General features: G+C 73.2%; 8 protein-coding genes and 1 pseudogene. 3 read left to right on the forward strand and 6 right to left on the reverse strand.

All coding sequences use genetic code 11. The features are described from left to right. Positions 1–43: 43 nt before the first annotated feature. From RFN52_RS32105 to RFN52_RS32115, 3 genes are all read right to left on the reverse strand, one after another. Positions 44–835: a S1 family peptidase gene (locus RFN52_RS32105; RefSeq protein WP_184851485.1), complete on the reverse strand. Its 792-nt coding sequence runs from the start codon at positions 833–835 to the stop codon at positions 44–46. Positions 836–1038: 203 nt separating this feature from the next. Beyond that, the gene (locus RFN52_RS32110) at positions 1039–3891 is read right to left on the reverse strand and encodes a helix-turn-helix transcriptional regulator (RefSeq protein WP_184851487.1); all 2853 of its coding nucleotides are present in this window, start codon (positions 3889–3891) and stop codon (positions 1039–1041) included. 204 nt (positions 3892–4095) lie between these two features. After that, positions 4096–4929, reverse strand: coding sequence for a helix-turn-helix transcriptional regulator (locus RFN52_RS32115; protein WP_184851489.1), 834 nt, complete (start codon positions 4927–4929; stop codon positions 4096–4098). Between the two features lie 125 nt (positions 4930–5054). Here RFN52_RS32115 and RFN52_RS32120 point away from each other — a divergent pair, with 125 nt between their 5' ends. Both RFN52_RS32120 and RFN52_RS32125 read left to right on the forward strand, forming a co-directional pair. Then, entirely contained in the window at positions 5055–6734 is a 1680-nt protein-coding gene (locus RFN52_RS32120; RefSeq protein WP_184851491.1) for an AMP-binding protein, read from the forward strand. Next, on the forward strand, positions 6731–8317 hold the full coding sequence (locus tag RFN52_RS32125; protein WP_184851493.1) for an AMP-binding protein: 1587 nt from the start codon (positions 6731–6733) through the stop codon (positions 8315–8317). Before RFN52_RS32120 ends, RFN52_RS32125 begins: the two co-directional genes overlap by 4 nt. Before the next feature lie 27 nt (positions 8318–8344). On the opposite strand, the gene RFN52_RS32130 is transcribed toward RFN52_RS32125, so the two are convergent. Both RFN52_RS32130 and RFN52_RS32135 read right to left on the reverse strand, forming a co-directional pair. After that, positions 8345–8854: a GNAT family N-acetyltransferase gene (locus RFN52_RS32130; RefSeq protein WP_184851495.1), complete on the reverse strand. Its 510-nt coding sequence runs from the start codon at positions 8852–8854 to the stop codon at positions 8345–8347. 28 nt (positions 8855–8882) lie between these two features. After that, a pseudogene (locus RFN52_RS32135) lies at positions 8883–9278 on the reverse strand (hypothetical protein); the annotation flags it as partial. 1083 nt (positions 9279–10361) lie between these two features. On the opposite strand from RFN52_RS32135, the gene gcl reads away from it, so the two are divergent. Continuing rightward, positions 10362–12146, forward strand: coding sequence for a glyoxylate carboligase (gene gcl / locus RFN52_RS32145; protein WP_184851497.1), 1785 nt, complete (start codon positions 10362–10364; stop codon positions 12144–12146). On the opposite strand, the gene RFN52_RS32150 is transcribed toward gcl, so the two are convergent. Then, positions 12127–12846 carry a TIGR04222 domain-containing membrane protein gene (locus RFN52_RS32150; RefSeq protein WP_311241099.1) on the reverse strand — a complete coding sequence of 240 codons (720 nt, stop codon included), beginning with the start codon at positions 12844–12846 and terminating at the stop codon, positions 12127–12129. The genes gcl and RFN52_RS32150 overlap by 20 nt on opposite strands. Positions 12847–12930 lie beyond the last annotated feature (84 nt).

Genomic DNA, 12930 nt, shown 5'->3' on the forward strand with positions numbered 1-12930 from the left:
CCCTGGTCTTTCACCTGAGGGGTACTCAGGAGTCAGCTGCTGATCACGAGTTGACCTGCGTCGTGACCAGGTTGGAGAAGGTGGTCAGCCGGGTGTAGACACCCGGGAAACCGGCCTGGGCGCAGCCTTCGCCCCAGGAAGTGATGCCTGCCAGGACGCCCCCGATGAGCAGGGGGCCGCCGCTGTCGCCCTGGCAGGTGTCCACGCCGCCGGAGGTCTTTCCGGCGCACACCATGTCGCTCTGCACGAAGTCGGAGCCGTAGGAGCTCGCGCAACTGGAGTCGGACACGGTCGGTACGGTCGCGGTGCGCAGCTGGTTGGAGGCGCTGCCGTTCTCGGAGGTGTCGCCCCAGCCGAGGATGCGGGCGGTGGTGCCGGCCGCGTACACCGAGGTCTGGGAGGAGGAGACGTACTTCGCCGGGGTGTACGGCATCGAGGTCGACAGCGTCAGCACGGCCACGTCGTCGCCGTTGGAGGTGTCGGTGTAACTCGGGTGGATCCAGATCTTGCTGACTCTGGCGACCGTGCCGTTGGTGCCGTTGAGGTAGGTGCGGCCACCGACGACGCGCACGCTGCTCGTGGTCTCGCCGACCATGCAGTGCGCGGCGGTGACGACCTTCTTGGGCGAGACGAGCGTGCCGCCGCAGAACTGGTTCTGCGAGGCGTCCGTGATCTGCATGACGAAGGGGTACGCGGACGTCGTGGTCGTGGTGCCGCCGACGATCGGCTGGGGCGCGGCGACGGCCGTGGGGGCGGCGAGCAGCGCGGTCGTGGCGGCGGCAGCGGTCGCCGCGGCGACGGCGGCGGCCTTCTTGGCGGCGTTGAGCCCGAACATGGGTCTCCTTGGGGAGTTGCCGGTGGGGGGTCGCGCGGGTGGTCGTGCACGGGGACCCTGACGCCGTTGTTCGGATCTCCGTGTGCCCGGCGAGCGGCACGCCCCAAAGCTAGAGCCCGGACGAGGGGGCTCCCAATGAGGGAACCCCCTAAGGGAGTTGGGGAGGGATAACCCTCGGTCCGGTCGCGTAAACCCAGGTGGCGTCAGGTCGTTCGGCGGCCGGCGGCCAGCCGGACGATGTCCACCCGGGAGCGGATCCCGAGCTTGCGGTAGACCCGGGTGAGGGTGGCCTCGACGGTCTTGACGCTGATGAACAGGCGTGCCGCGATCTCCCGGTTGGTCGCGCCCTCCATCACCAGCGATGCGACCTGACGCTCCATCGCGGCCAGGCCCTCCAGCGCGTCCAGGGCGACGGCCGGCGCGGCGGCGGGCGGTTCCGCCGCGGTGGGACCGGCCGTGGCGGCGGCGTCGACCTGCCGCAGCCAGGGCAGCGCGCGGCAGCGCCGGAACAGCCGGGCGGCCTCGTCGTACGACGCCGGTCCCGGCAGCGGCCTCGCGCCCGTGCGGGGGAGGGCGGCGGCCTGGGCGCGCAGCCGGGCCAGCGCGAAGGCGGCCCGGGCCTCCTCCAGGCCGTACCCGAGCCGGCCGAGCCGGTCCTGCACGGACGTCAACCGGACGACGGCGGCCTCGTGTTCGCCGCGCGCCGCCCGCACCAGCGCCTCGGCCCGGTCGAGGACGGCCAGCACGCTCTGCCGGCCCAGCCGCAGGGCGTGCGCCCGGGTCGTGTCGATGACGTCCTGGGCCTCGCCCGGCTCGCCGATGCGGACCAGGGACTCGGCGAGGTCGCCGTGCCAGCGCCCGCGCCCGGGGTCGTTGATGCCGAGACCCTGCTCCAGCTCCCGCACCCGGCGCAGCGAACGGACGGCGGCGGCCGGGTCGCCGGCCACCAACTGGGCGTAGCCCAGCGCCGCGAGGGCCCGGGACAGGTACATCTGGTCACCGTCGACCTCGGCGTGGTCCGCCGCCTCCCGGGCGAGGGCCAGGGCCCGGTCGACGTCCCCGGCGGAGGCCTCCGCGAGGGAGGCGAGCATGGCCGAGGCACCTTCGCCGATCCCGGAGTCCCGGGCGAGCCGCAGGCTCTCGCGGGCCAGGTCCAGGGCCCGGCCGCAGTGCCCGGAGCGCAGTTCCGTGTCGGCGAGGAAGCGCAGGAAGTGCACCTCGCTCTCGACCATCCCGCGCCGGCGCACCTCCCGGAGCAGCGCGGTGATCGTCGCCCGCGCCTCGGGCAGCTGGTCGCTCATGATCAGCCAGCGGAACCGTGCCGATCCGGCGCCGTTGTGGTGGCAGGCCACATAGGGGTCCTGGGGTTCCTTCAGCGCCCGTTTGACGGTCGCGGGGGCGTCCGGGTGGCCCATCAGGGTCTCGGTGGAGGCCTGGAAGGACAGCGCCATCAACTCGGTCCGGCGGTCCCCGCCCCGGGCGGCCAGCTCCGCCGCGTGCGCCGCCTCCTGGCGGGCCTCGGCGAAGTCGCCCTCGACGACCAGGCCGCGCCAGGCCAGCTGGTAGTAGACCTGGGCGAGCAGACACGGGTCGTCTCCCGCGTCGGCCAGGACCTGCGGGAAGACGGCGTCGACGTCACCGAGGGCCTGCCCGGCCGCCTCGATGACCACCATCCACGCCCGCACCCGCTCCGCGGGCACGGTGGCACGCGTCAGTACGTCACGTGCGATGTCCCGGGCGAGATCGGCCTCGCCGGCGGTGATCGCGTCCTCCGCGGCCTGCAGACGCCGCTCGTCGGGGCCCGGGGTGCTGTCCGCCGGGGTGTGCCGGGCGGCGAGCAGCCCGAGCGAGGCCGCCACGGAAGGGGCGCCGCGGTCCCGGGCCAGCGCCCCGGCCTCGGCGAGCCGGGCCGCCACGTCCGGGTCGGTGCCGGTGGTCGCCAGGGCCAGGTGCCGGGCCCGCTCGATCGGGTCGGAGGCCGCCGTGGACAGCGCGGCGTGCACGGCCCGCCGCTCCTGCGCCGGGGCCTCCGCGTAGAGCGCGGCCGAGATCAGCGGGTGCGCGAACCGCAGGGCCGGTGCCTCGGGGTCCGTGGCGAGCAGCCCCAGGGCCGCCGCCTGGGCCGTCTCGGCCTCGGCGTGCTCCCGGCCGGCCGCGTGCAGCAGCGCCAGCGTGGGACGGGCACCGGCGCTGGCCACCAGGAGGGTGCGGCGCGCCTCGTCCGACAGCATCTCCAGCCGGCTCAGCACCAGGGCCCGCAGCGAGGTGGGCACCGGCAGCGGCTCGCCCGGGCGCGGCCGGGCCGGGCTCTCGGCCAGGGCACGCCCCAGCTCCAGCGCGAAGAGCGGGTTGCCGCCGCTGGTGCGGTGGATGTCGCGGACCGTGGAGCGGGACAGGGGCGTGTAACCGCGGTGGTCGAGCAGCGCCGAGACCTGCGTACGGTTCAGCGGGCCCAGCCGGACGGCGAGCGTGTCGGGCGGGGACGCCGGCAGGTGCCGGTCGTACTCCTGGCCCTCGGTCCGCACCGCGCACAGCATCTGCACGGGCGTGTCACCCAGCCGGCGGGCCGCGAAGCCGAGCAGTTCCGCACTGGCGGCATCCAGCCACTGCAGATCGTCGGCGACCACCAGCACCGGGCCCTTCGCGGCGAGGACCCGCAGCGCCGACAGCACCGCCAGACGCAGCGCGAGCCCGTCCCGCTGGAGGGTGGACTCGCCGCGGCCGGTCAGCGCCGACTCCAGGGCGGTGCGCTGGGCGCCGGGCAGTGCAGCCGACACGTCCTCCAGGACCAGCCCGAACAGGTCGGCCAGCGCCAGGAAGGGCAGGTGGGATTCCGACTCGGTCGCCGAGCAGCGCAACACCGTCCGCGCCGCACCGCCGTAATCCGCGGCCAGCGCCCGCAGGACCGTCGACTTTCCAATTCCGGCCGGACCGTGCAGCAGCACACTGCCGCCCCGGCCGAGCTGCTCACGGGCCGAGGTGAACAGTTCCTCTCGGCCGATGACCAGGTCGGGGCGGCTCCTGGGAGGCTCCTGGAAGTCCCGTCGCACGGTCACGGCTCCCCTCCCTGTGTCGTGTCCTGGCCAATATTAGGCAACAGCTCTTTGAATTTCGGAGGGACGGCGTCGTGAGGGAAATTACAACGGGTGCCGGCGGGCGAATTCATCGGTCTCCCGAATGCGGCGGAACGCGAGGCCGGTGCCCCGTCGGGTACGCTCCGGCGGCTCGAACGATCACGTGCGACAGAAAACACCACAAACCTACGGCAACCACCCCGCCCGGCGCGCGGCGACCACCGCCTCGCCACGGGTGCGGGCCCGCAGCTTCCGCATGGCCGACCGCAGGTACCCCTTGACGGTCTCCGGCGTCACGCCCAGCCGGTCGGCGGCGACGGCGTTCGTCGCACCCGCCGCGACACACGCCAGGACGTCCACCTCGCGCGGCGCCAGCCGGACCCGGGCCGACCCGCCGGATTCGGCCGCCGACCCGGCGGACTCGGCGGACTCGGCCGTCAGCAGCGCGCACGCGCCGAGCAGCTCCGCGCGCAGCTCCGGGTCCGTGATCCGCCCGGCCAGCGCCCGCAGAGCCGCGTGCGCCTCCCGCACCTGCTCCCACCCCGGACCCGCCCCGGCGACGAGCGTGCGGGCCTCGTCCCGGACGGCCAGCGCCCGCTCCAGGTCCCGCGCCGCCTCGACCGCCGCGTCCAGCATCCGGCCGCCCAGCGGCAGGGCCGTGCGCAGCGCCCCGTACAGCACCCCGCGCACCCGGTGCCGCACCACCACCGGCACGGCCAGCACCGAGCGCAGCCCCTCCACGGCCACCGGGGCGTCGTACTCGTGGCTGATCTGCCGCGACGCCGAATAGTCCGTCACCACACACGGCCGGGACAGCGCCACCGTCTTGCCGCCGAGACCGGTGCCGGACGTCACCACCAGCGACCGCAGGGCGTGCGTCGCCGTGCCGCTCAGCTCGCTGATGCGCATCTGCTGCCCGGCCTCCAGCAGGCCGCCGAAGGCGATCGGAAGGCCGGTGCCCCGCCGCAGGCGCAGCAGCGCGTTGCGCATCTCGACCGCGTCGGACGCGTCTGTCGTCACCTGATCGCCCCTTCACTACGGCTCCTGCGCGGGCGCACCCCCCGTTCGGGGGTAGTGAGACCTGCATCACGGATTACACGATGGCTCGGAGCCGCCCGGCAATGGTCCGGCACCCAGGAGGACAGATGACATCGGCGACGGCACTGTTCCGCGACGCGCGGGATTTCCTGCTGGAGCACCGCGAGGACTACCCGAGGGCCTACGAGGGCTTCCGCTGGCCCCGCCCCGAGTACTTCAACTGGGCGCTCGACTGGTTCGACGAGATCGCCGACGGCAACGCCCGCACCGCCCTGCACCTCGTCGAGGAGGACGGCCGTGAGACCCGGCTGTCCTTCGGGGAGATGTCGGTACGGTCGGCGCAGTTCGCCACCTGGCTGCGCGCCCGGGGCGTGCGCGCCGAGGACCGGATCCTCGTCATGCTCGGCAACCAGGCCGAACTGTGGATCACCGCCCTCGCCGCGATGAAGCTGCGCGCGGTGGTCATCCCGGCCACCCCGCTGCTGGGCCCCGCCGACCTGCGCGACCGCGTCGAGCGCGGCCGGGTCCGGCACGTCATCGCGCGCCCCGAGGACACCGGCAAGTTCGCCGATGTCCCCGGCGACTACACGCGCATCGCCGCGGGCGCCGCCGGCGCGGTGCCGGACGGCTGGCTGCCGCTGGACGACGCCTACGGCGCCTCGGCCGGCTTCACCCCCGACGGCCCCACCCGGGCCGACGACCCGCTGATGCTCTACTTCACCTCGGGCACCACCGCCCGGCCCAAACTCGTCGAGCACACCCACACGTCGTACCCGATCGGCCATCTGTCGACCATGTACTGGATCGGCCTGAAACCCGGCGACGTACACCTGAACATCTCCTCACCCGGCTGGGCCAAGCACGCCTGGTCCAACCTGTTCGCCCCGTGGAACGCCGAGGCGACCGTCTTCCTGCACAACTACACGCGTTTCGACGCCGTCCGTCTCATGACCGAGATGGACCGGGCGGGCGTCACCACCTTCTGCGCCCCGCCGACCGTGTGGCGCATGCTCATCCAGGCCGACCTGACGCAGCTGCGCACCCCGCCCCGCGAGGTCGTCGCGGCCGGTGAGCCGCTCAACCCGGAGGTCATCGAGCAGGTCCGCCGGGCCTGGAACCGCACCATCCGGGACGGTTTCGGCCAGACCGAGACGGCCGTGCAGGTCGCCAACAGTCCCGGCCAGCCGCTCAAGACCGGCTCCATGGGCCGGCCGAGCCCCGGCTACCGCGTCGAGCTCCTCGACCCGGTCTCCGGCGCGCCGGGCGCGGCCGAAGGCGAGATCGCGCTCGACCTGTCGGACCGCCCCGTCGGCCTGATGACCGGATACCACGGCGACGCCGACCGCACGGCGGAGGCGATGGCCGGCGGCTACTACCGCACGGGGGATGTCGCATCCAGGGATGAAGAGGGATATCTGGTCTATATCGGGCGAAGTGACGACGTCTTCAAGGCCTCCGACTACAAGATCAGCCCGTTCGAGCTGGAGAGCGCGCTGCTGGAGCACGAGGCGGTCGCAGAGGCGGCGGTCGTGCCCGCCCCGGACGAACTGCGGCTCGCCGTCCCGAAGGCCTACGTCGTCCTGGCGGAGGGCTGGCAGCCCGGCCCCGACACGGCCAAGGTCCTGTTCGAGCACTCCCGGGAGACGCTGGCCCCCTACAAGCGCATCCGCCGCCTGGAGTTCGGGGCCCTGCCCAAGACCGTCTCCGGCAAGATCCGCCGGATCGAGCTGCGTGAGGCCACGGCGGCCGGGTCGGACGCCGAGTACCGCGAGGAGGACTTCCGGTGAACTCCTACAGCCACGGAACCGGCGGGACGGCGCTGCTCGGCGACACCATCGGGGCCAACCTGGACCGGGCGGTGGCCGCCTGGCCGGACCGCGAGGCGCTGGTCGACGTGCCGTCCGGACGGCGCTGGACGTACGCCGAGTTCGGCGCGGCGGTCGACGAGCTGGCCTCCGCCCTGCACGCCTCCGGTGTCGCCAAGGGCGACCGGGTGGGCATCTGGGCCGTCAACTGCCCCGAGTGGGTGCTCGTCCAGTACGCCACCGCCCGCATCGGCGCGATCATGGTGAACATCAACCCGGCGTACCGCACCCACGAGGTGGAGTACGTCCTGAAGCAGGCGGGCGTCTCCCTGCTGTTCGCCTCCCTCAGCCACAAGACGAGCGACTACCGGGCGATGGTCGAGCAAGTGCGCGGTCGCGTCCCGGAGTTGCGGGAGGTGGTGTACTTCGGCGACCCGGGCTGGGAGGCGCTGCTCGGCCGGGCGGTCCCCGGCGCAACGTACGACGAACTGTCCTGCGACGACCCGATCAACATCCAGTACACCTCCGGCACCACGGGCTTCCCCAAGGGCGCGACCCTCTCCCACCACAACATCCTCAACAACGGCTACTTCGTCGGTGAGTCGATCGCCTACTCCGAGCAGGACCGGATCTGCGTCCCGGTGCCCTTCTACCACTGCTTCGGCATGGTGATGGGCAATCTCGCCGCCACCTCGCACGGCGCCTGCGTGGTCATCCCCGCCCCGTCCTTCGACCCGAAGGCGACCCTCGACGCGGTGCAGCAGGAGCGCTGCACCTCGCTCTACGGCGTCCCGACGATGTTCATCGCCGAGCTGAACCTCCCCGACTTCGCCTCCTACGACCTCTCCTCCCTGCGCACCGGCATCATGGCGGGCTCGCCCTGCCCGGTGGAGGTGATGAAGCGGGTGGTCGCCGAGATGCACATGGCGGAGGTCTCCATCTGCTACGGCATGACCGAGACGTCCCCGGTGTCCCTCCAGACCCGCCGGGACGACGACCTGGAGCACCGCACCGGCACGGTCGGCCGGGTCCTGCCGCACATCGAGGTCAAGATCGTCGACCCGGCGACGGGGGTCACCCGGCCGCGCGGCACGGCGGGCGAGTTGTGCACCCGCGGCTACAGCGTGATGCTCGGCTACTGGAACGAGCCGGAGAAGACCGCCGAGTCCGTCGACGCCGGCCGCTGGATGCACACGGGCGACCTCGCCGTGATGCGCGAGGACGGCTACGTCGAGATCGTCGGCCGCATCAAGGACATGATCATCCGGGGCGGGGAGAACATCTACCCCCGCGAGATCGAGGAGTTCCTCTACGGCCACCCGAAGATCCAGGACGTCCAGGTCGTCGGCGTCCCGGACGAGCGCTACGGCGAGGAGGTCCTGGCCTGCGTCATCGCACGCGACCCGGACGACCCGCCGACACTGGAGGAGCTCCGGGCCTTCTGCGAGGGGCAGTTGGCGCACTACAAGGTGCCGGCCCGGGTGCGGATCCTCGACTCCTTCCCGATGACGGTGTCCGGGAAGGTACGCAAGGTGGAGCTGCGGGAGCGGTTCGCGGACGGTTGAGGGGCGGCGCGGAGGGCTGCCCGCCCGTCACAGCGGTGCGCGCATGCACACCCGCGGCCAGCGGTTCAGGCCGTGTGCGGCCTCCGTGGCGCGGATCGCGCGGAGGCCGGGCGTGAGGTCCTCCTCGGGGAGCGGGCGGAAGCCGAGGCGCTCGTAGTAGGGGGCGTTCCACGGGACGTCCGTGAAGGTGGTCAGCGTCAGGGAGGTCAGCCCCTCCTCGCGGGCGCGGTCGGCGGCGTGGGCCAGGAGGGCTCGGCCCACGCCCCGGCGTGCGGCCCGCGGGTGGACCGAGACCTGCTCGATGTGCAGGGCGCCGTCGACCGGTTCGGCGAGGAGGTAGGCGACCGGCCCGTCCTGCGGGCCGGAGGCGGCTACCCAGCAGCGGCCCGCCCTGCGGTAGTGCTCCAGGACGTCGAGGGCGGGCGGCTCGTCGTCGGCGATCTCCGGCATGCCGAGGTCGCGGAAGGGAGCGCCGGCGGCCCGCTCGACGTCCTGGAGGGCGGGGAGTTCGGCCGGGGTCGCGGGGCGGATGCGCATGCGGTGAGTATGCGGTGCGCCGGCGTGGTCAGGGGGCCCGCTTCCCGGAGCCGGTCGCGGCCAGGGTCTCGGCCGGGGCGTTCACCGGCCTCGGTGTGCCGGTGAGGTCCAGGACGAACAGCGGGACGCCCAGGGCGTCGGCGCGGGCCCGGGCGTCGTCGGCGTATCCGGCGAGGGAGAAGTAGAGGCCGTCGGCGGACTCGGTCATGGCCGTCAGCCACAGGCACTCCACGTCCCGCAGACCCGCCGGGCGCACGGCAGGGTCCACCTGCGCGACGACACCGCGGGCGGCCAGTCCGATACCGGACGGGGGCCGCTGGTCCGCCCGCCGCACACCCCGGTATCCGAGCCAGCGCAGATACAGCGCGGTGGCGGTGACGGCGTCGAGGGCGGTGCGGATGGTGACGGACCGGAAGGGGGGCCGGGCGGGGGTGGCGTCGGCCGGGGCGGCGGAGGTGTGGGCGGGGGCGGCGTCTCCGGGGGCGGTGGAGGTGGCGGGGGTGGAGTCGCCTGCGGCGGCGGAGGTGGCGTCGCCTGTGCCGGTGGGGGAAGCGGCGGGTGTGGCGTCGGCGGTGGTGGGTGCCTCGGGGTGGGGTGCGGCGTCGGTGGGGGCGGCGGTATCGGCGGAGGCGGCATCGTCGGCAGCGCACGCTTGGGGGGAGGCGGGCTCCGGGTGCGGGCCCGCCGGCGGGCGAAGGCAGGGTGCGGCGTCCTGGCCGCTCCCGTCGTCGTGGGCCGTCGTCGTCTCCCGGCCGTCCGTGTGGTCCCGGGCCGTCGTCGTCTCCCGGCCGTTCGTGTGGTCCCGGGCCGTCGTCGTCTCCCGGCGGCCCGCGTCGTCCCCGGCCGCCGTCGCCTCCTGGGCGCCCCCGTCGTCCCGGGCCCTCGTCGTCTCCTGGCAGCCTCCGTCGTCCCCGGCCGCCGTAGCCTCGGTGGCGGACGGCTCGTCCTGGCCCACCGCCGCGTCCCGGCCGGTCCTCGCGCTCCCGGCGGGCGACGTCCCGCCGGACGCCGGGTGGTGGTCCCCGATTCCGCCCCGGCCCTCCACCACCGCCACCCGCAGCACCACTCCGCACGCGCACCCCACCTCCGGGTGCGGCCACTCGCCGTGCCGCCCGCAGGAGCCGCACCGCACCGTCACCCAGTCGTCCTGCCAGACGCGGTGCGAGACGGGCGTCGGCGAGCCGTCGCGGTCCAGTCGCGGGGCGACCGGCGCGCCGCACGCGCAGGGGTAAGCGGGAGCCGTGTAGCGGTGCTCGCGGCGGCAGGCCGGGCAGCGCACCGCAACGGTCTCGGTCATGGCCACTCCAGAACCGTGTCGCGTCGGGACAGCGTGCCCATCGTGCTCCCTCGGGGCCCGCCCTGTCCGGCGCTTGGCGTCTCTTGACGCCCCTCGCCCACCCCGCATACATTCATTCCAGATAGTAGAAAACAAATTCCGCAATACGGAAGAAGCTCACCGCGGGGCGCGACGGGAGTGCGAATCCGACAGCCGAAGCAGGAGTACTCGATGGCTCGAATGACCGCTGCCCGCGCGGCAGTTGAGATCCTCAAGCGTGAGGGCGTCGCCGACGCGTTCGGTGTCCCCGGCGCGGCGATCAACCCGTTCTACGCGGCGCTCAAGGCCTCCGGCGGCATCGCCCACACCCTCGCCCGGCACGTCGAGGGCGCCTCGCACATGGCCGAGGGCTACACCCGCACCCACCCGGGCAACATCGGCGTCTGCATCGGCACATCGGGCCCGGCCGGCACCGACATGATCACGGGTCTGTACTCCGCGACCGGCGACTCCATCCCGATCCTGTGCATCACGGGCCAGGCCCCGACCGCCGTGATCCACAAGGAGGACTTCCAGGCCGTCGACATCGCCTCCATCGCCAAACCGGTCACGAAGATGGCCGTCACGGTGCTGGAGGCCGCGCAGGTCCCGGGCGTCTTCCAGCAGGCCTTCCACCTGATGCGCTCCGGCCGCCCCGGCCCGGTCCTCATCGACCTGCCGATCGACGTCCAGCTGACGGAGATCGAGTTCGACCCGGAGACGTACGAGCCCCTCCCGGTCTACAAGCCCGCCGCGTCCCGCGCCCAGATCGAGAAGGCCATCGGGATGCTGAACGCCTCCGAGCGGCCCCTGATCGTCGCGGGTGGCGGCATCATCAACGCCGACGCCGCCGAACTCCTCGTGGAGTTCGCCGAACTGACCGGCACCCCGGTCGTCCCGACCCTGATGGGCTGGGGCCTGCTGCCGGACGACCATGAACTGAACGCCGGCATGGTGGGCCTGCAGACCTCGCACCGCTACGGCAACGCGACCTTCCTGGAGTCCGACTTCGTCCTCGGCATCGGCAACCGCTGGGCCAACCGCCACACCGGCAAGCTCGACGTCTACACGGCCGGGCGGACGTTCGTTCACGTCGACATCGAGCCCACCCAGATCGGCAAGATCTTCGCCCCGGACTACGGCATCGCCTCCGACGCCAAGGCCGCCCTGGAACTGTTCGTCGAGGTCGCCCGCGAGCTGAAGGCGGCCGGCGGGCTGCCCGACCGTTCCGCGTGGGCCGAGGCCGCGCAGGAGCGCAAGGCGACCCTCCAGCGCCGTACGCACTTCGACGACATCCCGATCAAGCCGCAGCGCGTCTACGAGGAGATGAACAAGGCCTTCGGCCCGGAGACCCGGTACGTCTCCACCATCGGCCTCTCGCAGATCGCCGGCGCCCAGATGCTGCACGTCTACCGGCCCCGGCACTGGATCAACTGCGGCCAGGCCGGTCCGCTCGGCTGGACCATCCCGGCCGCACTCGGCGTCGCCAAGGCCGACCCGGAGGCGTCCGTCGTCGCCCTCTCCGGGGACTACGACTTCCAGTTCATGCTGGAGGAACTCGCCGTCGGCGCGCAGCACCGCATCCCGTACGTGCACGTCCTGGTGAACAACTCCTACCTGGGCCTGATCCGGCAGGCGCAGCGGGCGTTCGAGATCGACTTCCAGGTCAACCTGGAGTTTGAGAACCTCAACTCCCCGGAGCTCGGCGTCTACGGCGTCGACCACGTCAAGGTCGCCGAAGGCCTCGGCTGCAAGGCCATCCGCGTCACCGACCCCGCCGAGCTGGGCGACGCCTTCGAGCAGGCCAAGAAGCTGGCCGCGGAGCACCGGGTCCCGGTCGTCGTCGAGGCGATCCTGGAGCGCGTCACCAACATCTCCATGTCGACCACCAACGACATCGGCAACGTCGTGGAGTTCGAGGAGATCGCCACGGAGCCGGGCCATGCGCCGACGTCGATCAGGACGCTGAAGGTCTGACACCCGCGCAGCACAGGGGGCGGCCCGTCCGGAAGGACGGACCGCCCCTTCTGTCTTCCTCCGGGACTCCCGCCCCGAGGGTCAGTCCCCGCCGCCTCCGCCGCCCCCGCCGCAGTAGTAGACGCCCCCACCGACGCCGCCCGTCCCGCGCGGCGAGTGCTGGAAGAGGTCCGCGCCGCCCACCTCGGCCCGCCGGACCAGACCCGCCCGCAGGGCGAACCGCGGCACCAGCAGCCGCAGGGCGGGCCTCACCGTGCAGGGCGACCAGCAGCAGCCGTTCACGGTCGCTCAGGCCGTGCCGACTCGCCGGCAGGGGATGCTCGTGCCGCAGCTCCCGGACGTGGCGGCGGGCGGCGCGGGTCGCGCCGAGCAGGGGATAGCGCAGCAGGCCCGCCTCCGCGAGCGGGATGCGCATGACGGCCACGGCGAGACGGATGCCGGGATCCTTCACCAAGGCCTTGGGCTCCGCGGGCGCGCGCAGGCAGCCGTGCACCGCGGCCGCGAGGGGAGAGGGCGGCTGTACGGCCTCGACCGCTTCCCCGGCGTCCACGACACGTGCCCGGACCGTCCCGGGCAGGTCGGGCTCCACCAGGCCCCGCAGATGCAGGTCCACCACGGCGACGGTCACGGCGGCCCGCGGGCCGTCCCCCAGCAGTGCGATCTCGTGCGGCTCCAGCCGGGCCGCCGTACCGTCGCTCATGGCTTCACCCCCGTACCGGGGCCCGCCGCCCCCGTGCCGGCGGACCCCGTGTGACGAGAATGTGCCCGGCCCCGGGGGCAGTTG

Source organism: Streptomyces collinus (assembly GCF_031348265.1).
In the GTDB taxonomy this organism is placed as follows: Bacteria; Actinomycetota; Actinomycetes; order Streptomycetales; family Streptomycetaceae; genus Streptomyces; species Streptomyces collinus.